Genomic DNA, 17,791 nt, shown 5'->3' with positions numbered 1-17,791 from the left:
AAATTTGAGCGCCGTAGCTTGAGCTGAGTGTTACGAACCTAAGTGCAAAAAATAATATTATAAAATAGGCGTAAGAAAAGCCTTTGCAAGTGCAAAGGCATATGCTTTTCTGCGAAGCCCGAAGCCCGAAGCCCGAAGCCCGAAGCCCGAAGCCCGAAGCCCGAAGCCCGAAGCCCGAAGCCCGAAGCCCGAAGCCCTTAAATTACCTCTAAAAACTCATTACTATAAACATATCGACTACCGCAGCATGCAATTAAAACGTTGTCTGAGTGAAAAAGCAGCAAAATGCTTTTAGCCTAACTTTAACCGTTTTTAATAAGTTTAATAACTAAATGGAATATCAAAGCAGATTCTATTCTTTTTTTATCTATGCTTAGACGGCTATCCTGCATACTCAATTAACCTCAACAGAACCTTCTGAATGAGGTGGCACTCATTTTAAACAATGTGAACAAGCATTGTGTTTAACGTTCAGGGTTATGAGGAAAAATTCATGTTGTTAGGTCAACTCAATGCGCTTGCAAGTCCGCTTTCGCAAGAGCAAGTACAAAAGCTACAAGGTTTAGTGGCTGAGCTTAATCCAATTCAGCAAGCGTGGGTTAGCGGCTATTTGGCTGCTAATGCTAATTCAGCAGCGCTAGGTGCGCCAATTGCAGGTACACCGGCAACCTCTGAGGCGGCAGTACTTACTATTTTGTATGGTTCACAAACAGGTAACGCTAAAGCGGTGGCGACTAAGCTTAAAGAGCAAGCTGAATCTCGTGGGTTAGTTACAAAGCTGGTTAGCATGTCAGATTACAAGCCAACCGCATTGAAAAAAGAAAAGTTTTTAACCGTTGTTGTATCAACTTATGGTGAAGGTGAGCCACCTGAAGATGCCGAAACACTGTACGAATTTTTAATTACCAAAAAAGCGCCAAAGCTTGATGGCGTTAAAGTCGCGGTATTAGGTTTAGGTGATTCTAGCTATGAATTTTTCTGTCAAACCGCTAAAGACTTTGAAGAGCGTTTAACTAAACTCGGTGCAGAGGTTATTTATCAACGTGCCGACCTAGACGTTGATTACGATGACGAAGCCGCCACTTGGATTGAGGGCGCGTTAAATGCGTTTGAACCAGATTTAAAAGCTCAGCAGGATGCTACAGGCGGCCAGGTTGTATCAATGCCATTTGGCACACCCACAACAGTGGCTAGCCAATACACTAAGCAAAACCCGTTTGCGGCAGAGCTAAGCTTAGTGCAAAAAATTACCGGCCGTGACTCAACCAAAGATGTACGCCATGTTGAAATTTCACTTGAAGGCTCTGACATTACCTATACGCCGGGTGACTCATTAGGCATTTACTTTTTAAATGATGAAGCCCGTGTAGATGAGCTACTAACGCAAACACAAATTGATCCAAATAGCCGCGTTAAACTTGGTGATGAAGAACTCAGCGTGCGTGATGCCTTAATTGAAAAACTAGAGCTGACACAATCGTACCCTGGTTTTGTCGAAAAATATGCCACGGCTACAGGCACGCCTGAACTTCTTAAGCTTGTGGAAGATAAAGCCGCAATGCGTGAATACATTGAGCCTCGCCAAATTTTTGATGTGGTTGCACAAAACCCAGCTAAATTAGAAGCGCAAACACTGGTTGATTGCCTACGTAAATTGCAAGCGCGTTTATATTCAATTGCTTCTAGCCAAAGCGAGGTTGAGGACGAAGTGCATTTAACTATTGCATTGGTTGAGTTTGAAGCGTTTGGCACAGAGCATTTAGGTGGCTGTTCAGGCTATTTAGCACGCCGTGCGCAAGAAGGCTGTAAAGTAAAAGTATTTAGTGAACATAACGACAACTTCCGCTTACCAGTAAATGATGACACACCGATCATCATGGTAGGGCCAGGTACAGGTATTGCACCGTTCCGTGCCTTTTTACAAGAGCGTGATGCGCGAGAGGCTACGGGTAAAAACTGGCTGTTTTTTGGTAACCCACACTTTACCCAAGACTTTTTATACCAAGTAGAAATTCAAGGTTACTTAAAATCAGGCTTGTTAAGTAAAGTAGATGTGGCGTTTAGCCGTGACCAAGCAGAAAAAGTTTACGTGCAAGACAAGTTACGTAAAAACTCAAAAGAAGTGTTTGACTGGTTAGAAGCGGGTGCTCATTTTTATGTGTGTGGCGATGCAAACCGCATGGCCAAAGATGTACACAATGCCTTAATTGATATCATCACAGAAAATACCGGCAAAAGTAATGAAGAGGCCGATCAATACTTAAAAGATTTGCGTAGCGCAAATCGCTATCAGAAAGACGTGTATTAAGTGCACGTTGTTTATTTTATTAAAAGCTAACAGCCGTCACTGTAACAAATTTAGGATTTAAAATGAGCGAACAAGATAAAACCGTAAAGCTTTCTGATAACGAACGTTTAAAAAGAGAAAGTAACTTTTTACGCGGCACTATAGCGCAAGATTTAAAAGATGAAATTACCGGTGGTTTTACTGCCGATAATTTCCAATTAATTCGTTTTCATGGCATGTACCAGCAAGATGACCGCGATATTCGTCCCGAGCGTGCTAAACAAAAGCTAGAACCACTACATAATGTCATGCTGCGTGCACGTATGCCTGGCGGCATTATTAAGCCCGAGCAATGGTTAGCAATTGATAAGTTTGCTGGGGAGAAAACCAGCTATGGCAGTATTCGTTTAACTACGCGCCAAACATTTCAGTTTCATGGTGTATTAAAACCTGAAATTAAAGGTATGCACCAATTACTTAATAGCGTGGGTATTGATTCTATTGCAACCGCCGGTGACGTGAACCGTAATGTACTTTGTACCACTAATCCTGTTGAGTCTGAGTTACACCAAGAGGCGTATGAGTGGGCGGCAAAGATTTCTGAACACTTATTACCTAAAACCAAAGCGTATGCAGAGATTTGGCTCAATGGCGAAAAAAGCGAAACTACAGAAGAGCCAATTTTAGGCTCAACTTATTTACCGCGTAAGTTTAAAACCACAGTAACAATTCCACCAAATAATGAAGTGGATGTTCATGCAAACGACTTAAACTTTGTGGCGATTGCTGATAACGGTAAATTAGTTGGTTTTAACGTGCTAGTAGGGGGTGGCCTTGCCATGACCCACGGTGATACTGCAACGTATCCACGAAAAGCCGATGATTTTGGTTTTATTGCCCTTGAAGATACCTTAAAAATTGCTGAGCACGTAGTGTCTGTGCAACGTGATTGGGGTAATCGTTCTAACCGTAAGAACGCAAAAACTAAATACACACTTGACCGTGTTGGGTCCGATGTATTTAAAGCAGAAGTTGAAAAACGTGCAGGCGTGAGTTTTGCACCAAGCCGCCCTTATGAGTTTACTCATCGAGGGGATCGTATTGGTTGGGTTGAAGGCATTGACGGTAAACATCACTTAACGCTCTTTATTCAAAGTGGTCGTATTTTAGATTACCCCAATAAGCCACTGAAAACAGGGTGTCGTAAGATTGCAGAAATTCATCAAGGTGATTTTCGCATGACCGCCAATCAAAACTTAATTATTGCCGGTGTGCCTGCGGATCAAAAAGCAATCATTGAAAAAATAGCGCGTGAACACGGTTTGATTGATGACAAAGACACTGAGCAACGTAAAAGCTCAATGGCGTGTGTGTCACTGCCGACTTGTCCTTTAGCGATGGCTGAAGCCGAGCGTTACTTACCGAGTTTAATTGAAAAAATAGAAGGTTTATTGGCCAAGCATGGAGTACCCAATGACAGCATTATTATGCGTGTGGTTGGTTGCCCTAACGGCTGTGGTCGTGCCATGCTAGCTGAAGCTGGATTAGTAGGTAAAGGCCCAGGTAAGTACAATGTTTACCTTGGCGGGAATACGGAGGGTACGCGTATCCCTAAGCTTTATCTTGAAAATGTGGGCGAAGAAGTTTACCTAGAGGCATTTGATAAGCTGATTGGGCAATGGGTTAGTGAGCGCAATGAAGGCGAATGCTTTGGTGATTTTGTTATTCGCAAGGGTATTGTTGCAGAAGTAAAAGTATCTGTTACCGATTTTTACGCATAATTTAAAAGCAGCGCACCGCGCTGGTGAGGTTTAAAATTGACCATGAGTGAATTTAAAAACATATTACAGCTAGATAAGCAAAGCCAACAGGCTATGTTAGCTGATGCGAACGGTTTGCTGGCTAACATGAGTGCTGAGCAGCGCGTTGCATGGGCGTTAGAGCACTTGCCTGACACCGCGTTTTTATCATCGAGTTTTGGTATTCAAGCAGCGGTAATGTTGCATTTAATGACATCACAGCGCCCCGATATACCTGTTGTATTAACAGACACGGGTTATCTATTTCCAGAAACCTATCAGTTTATCGATCAGATGAGCGAGCGTTTATCACTTAATTTAAAAGTGTATAAAGCGCAGTTGAGCCCTGCTTGGCAAGAGGCTAAATTTGGAAAACTATGGGAGCTTGGTGAAGAAGGTATTAAGCAATACAACCAGCTCAATAAAGTAGAGCCAATGACGCGTGCTTTAAAAGAGCTTAACGCGAGCACCTGGTTTAGTGGCTTGCGCCGAGATCAATCGTCGAGCCGTGCTGAAAAACAAGTTTTAGAAATCAGCCGAGGTACAGTAAAAGTGTACCCTATTATTGAGTGGAATAATCGTGATGTGTACCAATACCTCACTAAACATGATCTGCCATACCACCCATTATGGGAGCAAGGTTATGTGTCTATGGGTGATGTACACACTACGCGTAAATTAGAGCCAGGAATGAGCGAAGAAGAAACCCGCTTTTTTGGGCTGAACCGTGAGTGTGGCTTGCATATTGATGGTGATGGAATTTAATTACCTTATTATTCAAAGCTATAAATTTAAAAACGCAGCTAAAGCTGCGTTTTTATTTTGTGGAAAATAATTGCCTGACTGCTGTTTTTTTATTATATTAATGATAATAAAGGATTAAATTTACAGCAGGAACGCTATGAAATACTTTACCTACTTAGCAATATCAGTAATGGTCATTGCTCTTATCTCTTTGTTTTATCTTAAAAAGCCAAATGGTGAGCCTTGGCTTACTGGTACGTTGATTAAAAATGAATCTGCTTCTATTAAAGATAAAATGGTAGCGCTTTCATCTGATACATTCGAACAGCTCACACTTGAGCTTAAAAAAGTAGGAGATAAAATCACATCGTCACCGTTAGCATCTGACTCTCAAAGTAAAATTTATAAGTGGCAAGATGAGCAAGGGCAGTGGCATTTCTCCGATGTGCCAAATAAAAATGGCAAGAGTATTGAAGTGCATCTTGATCCCACAGATATTAATGTTGTGGTAGCCGAAGATACAGCTATATTAAGTGGCAGTGCTAAATCTGCGGCAAAGCCTTTTCCTCAGCGAGCGCCTGAAATATACAACAGTGAGTCAATTAATAAGTTGTTTGAAGATGCTGAAAAAGCCAAAAAGAGAATTGAGCAACGCAGTAAAGAAGTCGAAAGTTTCAGCGGCTTTTAGCCCTAGGGGGTTACTGCGATTTCAAGTAGCGCTTTTCTGCTTCCATTAATAATATGGTTAAATAAATTTTAGTTGGCAGCGATAAAAACACACCAATTGCAATGCACGCTGCTGCAGTAATAATGCCTTTAATACCGTATTGACTGGTAAAGTAGCTCGATACAATTAATACATGGCCTGTCACAATCAGACATAACCCAAGCAAAATAGATGTTTTAAGTAGTCTTATTATTACAATTGAAGACATGGCGACCTCTGCGCAGCGTGTCTTCTTAGTGTATGATATCTTGATAGAGCAACATTGATTTGGCGCAAGGGTGTATCAATATTTACTTCTATAGCGAATGTAAAAAAGCCCAGCTCATTGCTGAGCTGGGCTTTTAAGCTACCATTGTTTAATGGCTAGTTAGTCGAGCATATTGCGTAATACGAACTGCAAAATCCCGCCATGTTTGTAGTAATCCCACTCTTTAGGGGTATCAATACGCACATCGGCACTAAAACTAATTTGTTTACCTTCACTGTTAGTGGCAATAACACTGACTTCGTCGGTTTTGTCGTATAACCCTTGAATATCAAATTGTTCTTGCCCCGTTAAGCCCAATGATTCATGGCTTTCACCCTCTTTAAATTGTAAAGGTAATACGCCCATACCAATCAGGTTCGAGCGGTGAATACGCTCATAGCTTTGTGCTATCACAGCTTTAATACCGAGTAGCAATGAGCCTTTTGCAGCCCAATCTCGTGAGGAGCCGGTACCATATTCTTTACCTGCTAGAACCACTAATGGTGTTCCACTCTCTTGATATGCCATTGCCGCATCATAAATACTCTCTAGCTTATCGTCAGGTTGAGTGCGAGTGACCCCCCCCTCGGTACCAGGGGCGAGTAAGTTTTTAAGACGTACATTAGCAAATGTACCGCGCATCATCACTTCGTGATTACCACGGCGAGAACCATAAGAGTTAAACTGTGCTTTTTCTACCCCATTTTCTTGCAGGTAAAGTCCTGCGGGTGCCTCCGCTTTTATGGCACCTGCTGGTGAAATATGATCGGTAGTCACTGAATCGCCTAGTTTAGCTAGACAGCGCGCACCTTCTATTTTTGGGATCCCCGGTGGTTCAACACTCATACCATCAAAGAATGGCGCTTTTTTGATATAAGTCGAGGCAGCATCCCAATCGTAAAGCTTACCATCAGGTATTTGAATTTTTTGCCAGCGACTGTCGCCATCGTAAACATTGGCGTAGCTTTTTTCGAACATTTCTTTAGTTACCGTATTTTTTACAAGCTCACTCACTTCTTTAACGCTCGGCCAAATATTTTTAAGATAAATATCGTTACCGTGCTTATCTTGCGCAAGTGGTTCGTTATACACATCAATATCGGTTCTGCCCGCTATAGCATAAGCTACAACAAGCGGTGGCGACGCGAGGAAGTTCATTTTAACGTCTTGGTGAATACGCCCTTCAAAGTTACGGTTACCCGACAAAATAGAGCTTACAATTAGTTTATGTTTTTGAATAGCTTCTGAAATTTCATCCGCTAATGGGCCTGAGTTACCAATACAGGTGGTACAGCCATAACCAACTAAGTTAAAACCAAGTGCATCAAGATCATCCATTAACCCTGCTTTTTCAAGGTAATCGGTAACCACCTGTGAACCTGGTGCTAAAGACGTTTTAACCCAAGGTTTTACATTAATACCTAATTGACGTGCTTTTTGAGCCACTAATCCGGCCGCTAAAATTACGCTTGGATTAGAGGTATTAGTACAGCTTGTGATTGCAGCAATGACGCAGGCGCCATCGTTTAATTCAAACTCTTGGCCATTAAAGTTAACTTTTGCTGCGCCCATAAACTGCGCTTCATCAGTGGGTTCGTCAGGATTGGTAGTAGGGCCTTCATTTTCAATACGCGCTTGCTCTTCATCGCTTTTATCTCGACGTGCCATACGCTCGTCTTGGAAGTCTTTTAAGTGCTGAGTAATAACATCACCGGCTTTATCGAGTGTGATTCTGTCTTGTGGACGTTTCGGGCCAGCAAGACTTGGTACGACATCATCTAAAGTTAGTTCTAGCTTATCGGTATAATGTGCTTCATCGCCATCATTACGCCATAAACCTTGATGTTTTGCGTAATCTTCAATCAGTTTAAGCTGCTTTTCATCGCGATTAGTTAAGCGTAAGTAATTAATCGTTTCATCATCAATAGGGAAAATACCACAGGTTGCGCCATATTCCGGTGCCATGTTGGCAATAGTCGCTCTGTCGGCCAGTGGTAAGTCGGCAAGCCCGTCACCATAAAACTCAACAAACTTGCCCACCACACCGTGATTTCGTAGCATTTCAGTAACAGTTAATACTAAATCTGTTGCTGTAGTGCCCTCAGGTAAGCGGCCATTTAATTTAACGCCAACGACCTGAGGAATAAGTAGGCTAATAGGTTGGCCAAGCATTGCGGCTTCGGCTTCAATACCGCCTACACCCCAACCGAGTACGCCTAGGCCGTTGATCATGGTTGTGTGAGAATCAGTACCAACCAGTGTATCTGGATAAGCTAACGATTTACCGTTTTTTGTATCATTGAACACTACGCGCGCTAAATACTCTAAATTTACTTGATGGACAATACCTGTGGCTGGTGGCACCACTTTTAAATTATCAAATGCGGTTTGACCCCATCGTAAAAACTCGTAGCGCTCTTTATTACGTTCATATTCTAGTTTTGAATTTAAGTCGAATGAGCCATCTTTACCGTAACCATCCACTTGTACTGAATGATCGATCACCAGTTCAGCCGGAGAAAGCGGATTTATTTTTGCAGGATCGCCACCAAGCTTTTCCATCGCATCACGCATGGCGGCTAAGTCAACAATAGCAGGGACACCGGTAAAATCTTGCATTACTACGCGGGCAGGGGTGAAGGCTACTTCGGCCGAAGGCTTAGCCTTTGGATCCCAATCTAGTAGTGCCTGAATATCTTGCTCTTTAATATTCACACCATCTTCATTACGCAATAAATTTTCTAGTAATATTTTTAACGAAAAAGGCAGGCGTTTGGCTTTATCACCAAGTCCCATGAGCGAGTTAATATGATATTGCTCGCCATTGATAGTAAGCTGTTGTTGGGTGTCGAAACTATTTTTCATTATTTGTCCCTTCAATAAATTAGATTGATATTCTTGAAAAAGTGACCTCTGTAGTAGTTTGCAAACTGTGTACCATGATAAGAAAATACCATGCAGTGTAATTTTTTTGACTGTTATAAATAGAGATGAAGGCCAAAAGTTAAAATTCAAGGGATGCTCTGAGTAATAATTGGCCACAAAACTAAACTCAAGAAAGTGTTATTTAAAGTAATGCTGTTGTTTTAAGTGGAAGCTTAAATACACCAATGTAATCGCAATTAAGGTCACTGCAATAGGCATAAAAATAGCGCTAACGCCAAACAAGCTGGTGCTATTAATAATCATAAAATTATAGTATTGCTGAGCTAAAACCGCAGCCAAAGAGATTATTAATGTTAATGTGGCTAGTGACTTTTTGAATAATAAAAGTACGCATCCTAATGCGCCGCCAAATACTGCAATAGCAAACGCTAAAGTAGCCCATAGAGGTTGGCTGTTATAAGCAAGCTGTTGTTCTTGTGGGAGCTTGCTTACCATTTCGGGTGTTAATAATAGCTGCATGATAAATGCAAAAACACCTAATACATTCCATAAAAGGGCGGTGATGAGTACGGGTTTTATCCAGCGGTTTGCAGTGTTTTCTGACATGTAAGCATCGATTTTTTATTATTGATGTTCTATTAAAGAATAAAAAAGCCAGTGATGCAAACTGGCTTTTAATAACACATATGACTTGAGCTAATGTTAGCCAAACGAAATAGGACGACGACCCGTTTTTTCATCCACTTTAGGTTTTTTAGTACGTTTGCGCTTATTTTTAGCCGGCTCTGTTGTTGCTACTGGCGCGGCTTTTTCTGCTGTAACTGTTTCATCAATAACAGGACGCTCTGCAGGAGTTGCATCTTCACTTAGCGTCAGTTGGAATAACTCGCCATCAAATGTAAGAACATCGCCACTGTATAATTTTTTCCGTTTAATTGTACAAATTTCATGGTTAACACCTACATAGCCACCGCTAATTAGATTTTTTGCTTGGCCACCACCTTCAACTAGATCTAATACTTTTAATAATTTACAAAGCTCTATAGGCTCTTCTTCTAATTCAATTTCTATATATTCTTCGTTCATCATGTTTCTCTGTGGAGGTGGCATTAGCTGTAGTATAAAGGCTAGCTGGTTATTTTGCACCAAAGTGCGTTTGTTAGATGCGATGATTGTGCATTTTTTATGAAACTTTTTACCTCTTTCATTTGTCTTTAAAAAAACTGAAGTAATTCAAGACTACACTTCGCGTGAAAAAAATTAAACATTGGCGCGCTTATTGCCAATATCTGTCGTAAAAAGAGATTGAATATAAACAGTGGAGTAAAACATGGGCATAAGATTAGCGATGAAAAAAGAGCTAATGGGCTTAGATAATTCAGATATGTTAACTGCTGATGATGTTAGAAAGCATTTGGCTCAGCAGGTACAAGAAGACACTGAACGTGGTTTTTCAGTTATCTCCAAGTTTAATGACACCCACAGTCAGTTAGTCAGCGGGCTTAAAACCAAACAAAGCGAGCTGGTATTTGAACGACATCGTTTATTTAATGAAGTACTTTATAATCGCCAGAGTGTTGATGCATGGTTAAATAAGCAAATGTGATAAATTGTATTTATAAGTTTGTGATTAAGGGGAAGCACAACATGAGGTAAGATACTTATTCACTTAATTAACCGTGCTCTTCTATGTGATCCGAAAGTTTAGCTATGCGCAGGCTCATTCCTTCAATAATACGGTCTTTAATTTTTTCGCGTATAACATTAGGTAGGCGGGTAAGGGCATCGGCTGTAATAGCCAGTACGATAGCATTTTCTTTGGCGCGTGCATTAATGCTGCGCTCTCGGTTATTAATAAACGCGCCTTCACCAATAAATTCACCAGGTTCTATGCTGCCTAGCTCTAGCAGGTGATTATGCTTAAACACCATCAAGGAGCCACTGAGGACAATAAACAGTCGCTTGTCGTTATCAAATTCTTTAAACAAAAACTGATTTTTATTTATCAAATAAAGTAAGCCAAACGACTCAAGTAAAATTTGTCGTTCATGAAGCGTGAACTCTTTAAAGAATTCTAAACGATTTATAATTTCCATTTGCTTAAATAAAGGGATGTTTTCAATTAACTTCATCAGTAACCTAGGGCATTAGCCTTGTAAAATATCAGCTAATATTGCGCTCTTTTAATTTACGGGTCAACGTATTGCGACCCCAACCAATTTTTACCGCCGCTTCTTGCTTATGACCTGAACAATTAGCGAGAGCTGTTTTTATTAAGCGAGTTTCCAATTGAGCTTGAATATCAGGCCAAATATTTTCTTTGCCTTGCTTAAACTCTTGATTAAGCCATTGCTGAAATGAATCCAGCCAATCGCCTTCTTGAGTTGTGGCCGCATTATCAATAATTTCTGGTGGCAAATCTTGCTCACCAATCAGCTCCCCAGGTGCCATTACGGTTAACCATCGACAGGTATTTTCAAGCTGGCGAACATTTCCTGGCCAATTAAATAAACACAGTTGTTTAATCGCTTTAGGGCTAAGTACTTTACTATCTACTTGCAGGTCTTTTGCACTTTTATGTAAAAAGTGTAGCGCTAAGCGTTCTATGTCTTCGGGGCGCTCGCGAAGAGCTGGCAAGCGTAAACGAACCACGTTTAAACGATGAAATAAGTCATCTCTAAACTTACCTTGTTTTACCAACTCTTCTAAATTTTGGTGAGTGGCGGCAATAATGCGCACATCCACTTTTATACTTTGATGGCCGCCAACGCGGTAAAACTCGCCATCGGCTAATACGCGTAATAAGCGGGTTTGTACATCAAGCGGCATATCACCTATTTCATCCAAAAATAAGGTACCGCCATTGGCTTGTTCAAAGCGCCCTTTACGCACGCTATCGGCCCCCGTAAAAGCGCCTTTTTCGTGACCAAATAATTCAGACTCAACTAACTCTTTAGGAATAGCGGCCATATTAAGAGCAATAAATTGATTTTCTTTACGCGGGCTATGATTGTGCAAGGCGCTGGCAACCAACTCTTTACCGGTACCTGATTCACCATTGATGAGTACGCTCATACTGGATGCTGACAGCTTACCTATAGCACGAAACACTTCCTGCATAGCAGGGGCTTCGCCAATAATATGGGCACTTTTTGGCGGGGCGGTTTTTCGTTTGGTTTTTTTGGTCGAATTAGCACGATAGGCGCTTTCAACTAGCGCAACGGCTTCATTTAAATCAAACGGCTTGGCCAAGTACTCAAATGCGCCTTTTTGAAAAGCATTTACCGCTGAGTCTAAATCAGAGTGTGCAGTCATAATAATAACGGGTAGGCCAGGGGTTTGCTCAGCTATTAGCTCAAGTAACGCCATCCCGTCCATCCCCGGCATTCTTACATCTGAAATTAACACACTGGGTTGACTAAATTTTAGTGCATTAAGTACGCTTTGCGCATCTGCAAAGCTTTCTACTTCAAACCCTGCGCGAGTCAGTGCTTTTTCTAGTACAAAGCGAATTGAGGCATCATCATCTACAAGCCAAGCTGTTTTCATGCAAACTCCAAAGTATTAATCTGTAAATGGCAGATAAATATTAAATTCAGTATGTCCTGGCCAACTATCGCATTCGATATAGCCATCATGTTGATCAATCAAGGTTTGCGCTATAGATAATCCAAGTCCCGAGCCACCTTCTTTATTAGTGGTCATAGGGTAAAATAAGGTGTCGCGTAAATTAGCATCAATACCTGGGCCGTTATCCATTACTTGAATAAGCAATGCCTTTTTAGGGGCTTTTCCCGGACGACGATGCTGGTAGTTAATCCGTGTTTTTATTTTTATTTCGCCACCATCTACCAATGCCTGTTGCGCATTACGCACAATATTAAGCACCACTTGTTGAACTTTGCTCTGATCAATATAAACATCAGGAATACTCGGGTCGTAGTCTTTAACTAACCGAATATCGCGGTTGTTATCTAACGTACTGAGTTTAACAACCGACTCTAATGTTTGATGTATATTGCCATACGATTTTTGCGGTAGTTGGTTAGGCCCAAGGAGTCTATCAACTAATTCACGCAACCGATCGGCTTGTTCAATTATCAGTTCTGCACATTGATCTCTTTCTTGTTGATCACCCTCGTACTGCAATAATTGCGCCGCCCCGCGAATTCCACCCAGCGGGTTTTTAATTTCATGAGCTAAACCGCGAATTAAGTTACGTGCAGCTTGGTATTGATGCATTTGATTTGAGACTTGGTCATGTTTTATTTCGTCATCGGTTTGTCGACATTCAAATAAAATATAATAGGTGTCGTTATGTTTTATTCGCCGAGTACTTACCGCTAATTTTGCATGGCGAGAATCGATAAACACCACGTCAGCTCTATGCTGGTGGCAGTCTACACCATCTACTAACGAGTACTGTGCAATGCGTTTTAAGTCGATAGAATGGTAGTTAAATAAATCGTCGAATGCTTGCCCTAGCAAACGTTTTTCGCCTAAGCCAAGTAATTCACTGGCACTGGTGTTAGCGTAAATAAGCTTAAAACTTTCATCAAGCAGCATCAGGGCGGTCGTTTGGTTTTGCCAAATTATACTCAGTAGTTCTGGGCTAAAATGTGTCTTATTAATCATTATTGCACCATTTTAGTGCGCCTGGGGAAGTAGGCAAGGTTTTAGTAAAGGATACGTACTAAATTGCAACTAACGACCTACATTAAGGCCTTTTCGGTGCATAAAAAATACACTTTCAGCGCTGGTTGCAATTATTTTATTTTGTTTATTATAAAGCTTAACTTGCAGTGTGTGTTGGCCGCGCTCTATATCTCTTAATGCAAATGTAGTTGTATCACTCGGTGGGCCAATGGCGGTGCCATTTAAAAATAACTCAATGGTAAACCCAGCTTCAAATCGAGGGCTAATACGGGTTGACACGTAGACAGAGCCGGTATTTTCTCTTATAGTTTGGTTTGGTTCAGGCGACGAAATATTAATGCTAAACTTTACTGGTGCCTTAGTAGGAGCAGTATCAAGAATATCGGTGTTTGTAGCGGGCATGCTGAGATGTTGGCTCGTGAGTTTAACCTCTTTAGCACCAGGCTGAGGAGTATCTGAAAAAACCAATACCCCATTTTTATCTTTCCATGCGTAAATTTTTTTATCACTTGCCTGACTATTAATACTTAAAAATAATGTAATTAATAGCAACAAAACCTTCCTAACCATACTGCTACCCTGCATTGTTTAAACTTATTTCACTTTAGTGTACAACCGCTAAGTTTACCATAAAAAAAGCCCGCAGAGCGGGCTTAAAACACACATTATTTATCGGTTAATAAATTAACAGCTATAGTACATTTCAAACTCAACTGGGTGAGTTGTCATGTTAAGTTTTTCAACTTCTTTAGACTTAAGTTCGATATAAGCATCGATTAGGTCGTTGGTAAATACACCGCCTTGATTTAAGAACTCACGGTCTGAGTCAAGCGCAGCTAGTGCTTCGCCTAATGAAGCTGCAACTGTTGGGATTTCTGCTGCTTCTTCAGCGGGTAAGTCGTATAAATCCTTATCCATAGCATCACCAGGGTGAATTTTGTTTTTAATTCCGTCAAGGCCCGCCATAAGCATTGCAGAGAATGCAAGGTATGGATTAGCGGTTGGATCTGGGAAGCGTACTTCAATACGACGACCTTTTGCAGATGGAACCACAGGGATACGGATTGACGCAGAGCGGTTACGTGCAGAGTAAGCAAGCATTACCGGTGCTTCAAAACCAGGTACTAAGCGCTTGTACGAGTTAGTTGATGCGTTAGCAAATGCGTTGATCGCTTTAGCATGTTTGATAATCCCGCCAATATAGTAAAGTGCGTCTTCAGAAAGGCCGCCGTATTTATCACCTGCGAATAAGTTTACGCCGTCTTTAGCTAAAGATTGGTGACAGTGCATACCAGAACCGTTATCACCAACAACAGGCTTAGGCATAAAGGTTGCTGTTTTTCCGTATAAATGAGCCATGTTATGAATAACATATTTCATTTCTTGAATTTCATCTGCTTTTAAAACCATAGTGTTAAAGCGCGTTGCGATTTCATTTTGACCAGCAGTTGCCACTTCATGGTGATGGGCTTCAACAACTTGGCCCATTTCTTCTAAAACTAGGCACGTAGCCGAACGCCAATCTTGAAAATCATCCACAGGTGCAACAGGAAAATAACCGCCTTTAACACCTGGGCGATGGCCTGTGTTACCATCTGCATATTCTTTATCAGAGTTCCAAGCTGCTTGCTTAGAATCAATTTTATACATTGAACCTGACATGTCAGATTTGTATTTAACATCGTCAAATACGAAAAACTCTGGCTCTGGGCCAAATAAAACCGTGTCAGCTATACCCGTAGAGCGCATGTACTCTTCAGCGCGCTTAGCCACTGAACGAGGGTCGCGTTCGTAACCTTGTAATGTAGAAGGCTCAACCACATCACAACGAACGATGAGCGTTGTTTCTTCTGTGAAAGGGTCAAGTTTAATTGAATCTGCATCGGGTAATAACACCATGTCTGACTCATTGATGCCTTTCCAGCCCGCAATTGAAGAACCGTCGAACATTTTTCCATCTTCAAAAAAGTCTTCATCAACTTGATGATGAGGAATAGAAACATGTTGCTCTTTACCTTTTGTGTCAGTAAAGCGTAAATCAATGAACTTAACGTCATTTTCTTTAATAAAATCTAAAACCGATTGTGACATGTGTCCTCCAACTATTGGGTTTTATTATTGCTGCTTAGATACGTTGAATATCTACAAGCTGATTTTGTGCCACTATTGCAAGTATTTGTTTTTTGAGTAAAAATATATAAATAAAGTAAAGGCCACATGGATTAAGCACCATTTTGGTGCGTAAATATTCCAAAGAGGTGCAATATTTACAAAGCAATAATTGCCTGTAAATTAATCACCTTAGACTAGTACAAAGAAAATGCAAAATACGCAGTAAAGTCGCTTTAAATTAACCCAAAACCACTTTTTTATATAAATATCTAAAAATTAATTATCATAATTAATTATTTTAAAACAATGGGTTAATTATTTTATTGAGAAAGTTTGAATTTTTATTTTGGATAAACTTTCATCCATTGCATTTATAGGGGATAATATGCGCCCTTTTAAATCCTATGCTGGGACATCTCGTGAAAGCGCAGGTGAGAATGTATAGCCCCTGCAGGATCAATGAGATTCAATTTCTCTGAGTGAATATATGAGCATCGAAAAGTTAAGAAATATAGCAATTATCGCCCACGTTGACCACGGTAAGACAACACTGGTTGATAAACTACTTGAGCAATCAGGTACATTAGAAACACGCGGCGGTAATGAAGAGCGCGTGATGGATTCAAACGACATTGAAAAAGAGCGTGGTATCACCATTTTAGCGAAAAACACCGCTATTTCTTGGAATGATTACCATATCAATATCGTAGATACTCCTGGACACGCCGACTTCGGTGGTGAAGTTGAACGCGTACTTTCGATGGCTGACTCAGTATTACTACTTGTTGATGCTCAAGAAGGTCCAATGCCACAAACGCGTTTCGTTACGCAAAAAGCATTCGCGCAAGGCCTAAAGCCAATCGTTGTTATCAATAAAATTGATAAGCCAGGTGCACGCCCTGATTGGGTTATGGATCAAATCTTTGATTTATTCGACAACCTAGGCGCAACTGACGAACAGTTAGACTTTAAAGTGATCTATGCATCAGCAATCAACGGCTGGGCTACATTAGATCTAGACCAAGCATCGGATAACATGGAACCTATGTTTAAGATGATCGTTGAAGAAGTATCACCACCGGATGCAGATCCTGAAGGTGACTTCCAAATGCAGATATCACAGCTTGATTACAACTCTTATAAAGGTGTAATTGGTATTGGTCGTATCAAACGTGGTTCTGTTGCACCTAACCAACAAGTAACGGTTGTCGGTGCTGACGGCACGACTCGTAACGGTAAAATTGGTTCAGTTCAAAGCTACTTAGGTCTTGAGCGTATCGAAACTGACCGTGGTTATGCAGGTAATATCGTAACAGTAACTGGCCTTGGCGAACTTAAAATTTCAGATACACTTTGTTGTCCTAATAATGTTGAAGCATTACCTCCACTAAGTGTTGATGAGCCTACAGTAACGATGACGTTCTCTGTAAATAACTCTCCGTTTTGTGGTAAAGAAGGTAAGTTTGTAACATCACGTAATATCCGTGAGCGTTTAGACAAAGAGTTAGTACACAACGTCGCACTTCGTGTTGCAGATACAGATAACCCAGATAGCTTCCGTGTATCGGGTCGTGGTGAATTACACCTAGGTATCTTAATTGAAAACATGCGTCGTGAAGGTTACGAGTTAGCAGTATCTCGTCCAGAAGTAATTTTACGTACCGTTGATGGTGTGTTAGAAGAACCGTATGAAACACTAACAATTGACTGTCAAGAAGAGCACCAAGGTTCTATTATGGAGCAAATTGGTCTTCGTAAAGGTGAGCTTACTGATATGTCACCAGATGGTAAAGGCCGTATGCGTATGGACTTTATGATCCCAAGTCGTGGCTTAATCGGTTTCCAAACTGAGTTCATGACGTTAACCTCGGGTTCTGGTTTACTATACCATTCATTCGATCACTACGGTCCACACAAAGGTGGCGAGTTAGGTGTTCGTAAGAACGGCGTAATGATTGCAAACGCAACAGGTAAAGCACTGACTAACGCATTATTTAACTTACAAGAGCGCGGCCGTTTATTCATCGGTCACGGTGTTGAAGTTTACGAAGGTATGGTTATTGGTATTCATAGCCGTGATAACGACCTGACAGTTAATGCGCTTAAAGGTAAGCAACTTACTAACGTTCGTGCATCAGGTACAGATGAAGCACAAACACTTACACCACCACTAAACTATACACTTGAGCAAGCGCTTGAGTTTATTGCTGATGATGAGTTAGTGGAAGTTACTCCTGAGAACATTCGTATTCGTAAGCGCCACTTAACTGAGAGTGAACGTAAGCGTGCGGGTCGTGCTGCAAAATAAAGCTTAAACTTTATTAAAGTTAAAG

General features: G+C 41.0%; 15 protein-coding genes. 6 read left to right on the top strand and 9 right to left on the bottom strand.

Going from position 1 to position 17,791, the window contains the following annotated elements; all coding sequences use genetic code 11:
* Positions 1 to 493: 493 nt before the first annotated feature.
* The 4 genes from KG708_RS15705 to KG708_RS15690 all read left to right on the top strand — a co-directional run bounded on the left by KG708_RS15705 (position 494) and on the right by KG708_RS15690 (position 5,518).
* On the top strand, positions 494 to 2,308 hold the full coding sequence (locus KG708_RS15705) for an assimilatory sulfite reductase (NADPH) flavoprotein subunit (protein WP_213611344.1): 1,815 nt from the start codon (positions 494 to 496) through the stop codon (positions 2,306 to 2,308).
* A gap of 62 nt (positions 2,309 to 2,370) precedes the next feature.
* Positions 2,371 to 4,068 carry an assimilatory sulfite reductase (NADPH) hemoprotein subunit gene (cysI, locus tag KG708_RS15700; protein ID WP_213611342.1) on the top strand — a complete coding sequence of 566 codons (1,698 nt, stop codon included), beginning with the start codon at positions 2,371 to 2,373 and terminating at the stop codon, positions 4,066 to 4,068.
* A 42-nt stretch (positions 4,069 to 4,110) separates the two neighbouring features.
* Positions 4,111 to 4,851, top strand: coding sequence for a phosphoadenylyl-sulfate reductase (locus KG708_RS15695; RefSeq protein ID WP_013463784.1), 741 nt, complete (start codon positions 4,111 to 4,113; stop codon positions 4,849 to 4,851).
* A 136-nt stretch (positions 4,852 to 4,987) separates the two neighbouring features.
* Positions 4,988 to 5,518, top strand: coding sequence for a DUF4124 domain-containing protein (locus KG708_RS15690; protein WP_213611340.1), 531 nt, complete (start codon positions 4,988 to 4,990; stop codon positions 5,516 to 5,518).
* Between the two features lie 10 nt (positions 5,519 to 5,528).
* Here the strand turns inward: KG708_RS15690 and KG708_RS15685 are convergent, their stop codons facing one another.
* From KG708_RS15685 to KG708_RS15670, 4 genes are all read right to left on the bottom strand, one after another.
* Entirely contained in the window at positions 5,529 to 5,765 is a 237-nt protein-coding gene (locus KG708_RS15685; protein ID WP_213611338.1) for a hypothetical protein, read from the bottom strand.
* A 159-nt stretch (positions 5,766 to 5,924) separates the two neighbouring features.
* Positions 5,925 to 8,669: an aconitate hydratase AcnA gene (gene acnA / locus KG708_RS15680; protein WP_213611336.1), complete on the bottom strand. Its 2,745-nt coding sequence runs from the start codon at positions 8,667 to 8,669 to the stop codon at positions 5,925 to 5,927.
* A 198-nt stretch (positions 8,670 to 8,867) separates the two neighbouring features.
* Entirely contained in the window at positions 8,868 to 9,296 is a 429-nt protein-coding gene (locus tag KG708_RS15675; protein ID WP_213611334.1) for a hypothetical protein, read from the bottom strand.
* Between the two features lie 96 nt (positions 9,297 to 9,392).
* Positions 9,393 to 9,776 (bottom strand): RNA-binding S4 domain-containing protein, encoded by a 384-nt coding sequence (locus KG708_RS15670; RefSeq protein ID WP_013463789.1) that lies wholly within the window; start codon positions 9,774 to 9,776, stop codon positions 9,393 to 9,395.
* 244 nt (positions 9,777 to 10,020) lie between these two features.
* Between KG708_RS15670 and KG708_RS15665 the strand changes: the two genes are divergently transcribed.
* Positions 10,021 to 10,296, top strand: a complete 276-nt coding sequence (locus tag KG708_RS15665; protein ID WP_213611332.1) for a hypothetical protein — start codon at positions 10,021 to 10,023, stop codon at positions 10,294 to 10,296.
* 67 nt (positions 10,297 to 10,363) lie between these two features.
* Here KG708_RS15665 and KG708_RS15660 read toward each other — a convergent pair whose 3' ends face one another.
* The 5 genes from KG708_RS15660 to glnA all read right to left on the bottom strand — a co-directional run bounded on the left by KG708_RS15660 (position 10,364) and on the right by glnA (position 15,437).
* Positions 10,364 to 10,822, bottom strand: a complete 459-nt coding sequence (locus tag KG708_RS15660; protein ID WP_213611330.1) for a cyclic nucleotide-binding domain-containing protein — start codon at positions 10,820 to 10,822, stop codon at positions 10,364 to 10,366.
* Between the two features lie 31 nt (positions 10,823 to 10,853).
* Positions 10,854 to 12,239 (bottom strand): nitrogen regulation protein NR(I), encoded by a 1,386-nt coding sequence (gene ntrC, locus KG708_RS15655; protein WP_213611328.1) that lies wholly within the window; start codon positions 12,237 to 12,239, stop codon positions 10,854 to 10,856.
* Between the two features lie 15 nt (positions 12,240 to 12,254).
* Positions 12,255 to 13,325, bottom strand: coding sequence for a nitrogen regulation protein NR(II) (gene glnL / locus KG708_RS15650; RefSeq protein WP_213611326.1), 1,071 nt, complete (start codon positions 13,323 to 13,325; stop codon positions 12,255 to 12,257).
* Between the two features lie 69 nt (positions 13,326 to 13,394).
* The gene (locus KG708_RS15645; RefSeq protein ID WP_213611324.1) at positions 13,395 to 13,916 is read right to left on the bottom strand and encodes a DUF4124 domain-containing protein; all 522 of its coding nucleotides are present in this window, start codon (positions 13,914 to 13,916) and stop codon (positions 13,395 to 13,397) included.
* A gap of 114 nt (positions 13,917 to 14,030) precedes the next feature.
* On the bottom strand, positions 14,031 to 15,437 hold the full coding sequence (gene glnA, locus KG708_RS15640; protein WP_213611322.1) for a glutamate--ammonia ligase: 1,407 nt from the start codon (positions 15,435 to 15,437) through the stop codon (positions 14,031 to 14,033).
* Positions 15,438 to 15,945: 508 nt separating this feature from the next.
* Here glnA and typA point away from each other — a divergent pair.
* Positions 15,946 to 17,766 (top strand): translational GTPase TypA, encoded by a 1,821-nt coding sequence (typA, locus tag KG708_RS15635; RefSeq protein WP_213611319.1) that lies wholly within the window; start codon positions 15,946 to 15,948, stop codon positions 17,764 to 17,766.
* Positions 17,767 to 17,791 lie beyond the last annotated feature (25 nt).

Origin of the sequence: Pseudoalteromonas sp. (assembly GCF_018402495.1) — a bacterium.
In the GTDB taxonomy this organism is placed as follows: domain Bacteria; phylum Pseudomonadota; class Gammaproteobacteria; order Enterobacterales; family Alteromonadaceae; genus Pseudoalteromonas.
Note: the sequence above shows the minus strand (reverse complement) of the source record. Positions and strands in the feature narration are given on the sequence as shown.

Excerpts from the sequence above, each read along its gene's own strand:
- KG708_RS15705 (WP_213611344.1), top strand. The coding sequence starts at position 494 with ATGTTGTTAGGTCAACTCAATGCGCTTGCAAGTCCGCTTTCGCAAGAG.
- cysI (WP_213611342.1), top strand. The coding sequence starts at position 2,371 with ATGAGCGAACAAGATAAAACCGTAAAGCTTTCTGATAACGAACGTTTA.
- KG708_RS15695 (WP_013463784.1), top strand. The coding sequence starts at position 4,111 with ATGAGTGAATTTAAAAACATATTACAGCTAGATAAGCAAAGCCAACAG.
- KG708_RS15690 (WP_213611340.1), top strand. The coding sequence starts at position 4,988 with ATGAAATACTTTACCTACTTAGCAATATCAGTAATGGTCATTGCTCTT.
- KG708_RS15685 (WP_213611338.1), bottom strand. The coding sequence starts at position 5,765 with ATGTCTTCAATTGTAATAATAAGACTACTTAAAACATCTATTTTGCTT.
- acnA (WP_213611336.1), bottom strand. The coding sequence starts at position 8,669 with ATGAAAAATAGTTTCGACACCCAACAACAGCTTACTATCAATGGCGAG.
- KG708_RS15675 (WP_213611334.1), bottom strand. The coding sequence starts at position 9,296 with ATGTCAGAAAACACTGCAAACCGCTGGATAAAACCCGTACTCATCACC.
- KG708_RS15670 (WP_013463789.1), bottom strand. The coding sequence starts at position 9,776 with ATGAACGAAGAATATATAGAAATTGAATTAGAAGAAGAGCCTATAGAG.
- KG708_RS15665 (WP_213611332.1), top strand. The coding sequence starts at position 10,021 with ATGGGCATAAGATTAGCGATGAAAAAAGAGCTAATGGGCTTAGATAAT.
- KG708_RS15660 (WP_213611330.1), bottom strand. The coding sequence starts at position 10,822 with ATGAAGTTAATTGAAAACATCCCTTTATTTAAGCAAATGGAAATTATA.
- ntrC (WP_213611328.1), bottom strand. The coding sequence starts at position 12,239 with ATGAAAACAGCTTGGCTTGTAGATGATGATGCCTCAATTCGCTTTGTA.
- glnL (WP_213611326.1), bottom strand. The coding sequence starts at position 13,325 with ATGATTAATAAGACACATTTTAGCCCAGAACTACTGAGTATAATTTGG.
- KG708_RS15645 (WP_213611324.1), bottom strand. The coding sequence starts at position 13,916 with ATGGTTAGGAAGGTTTTGTTGCTATTAATTACATTATTTTTAAGTATT.
- glnA (WP_213611322.1), bottom strand. The coding sequence starts at position 15,437 with ATGTCACAATCGGTTTTAGATTTTATTAAAGAAAATGACGTTAAGTTC.
- typA (WP_213611319.1), top strand. The coding sequence starts at position 15,946 with ATGAGCATCGAAAAGTTAAGAAATATAGCAATTATCGCCCACGTTGAC.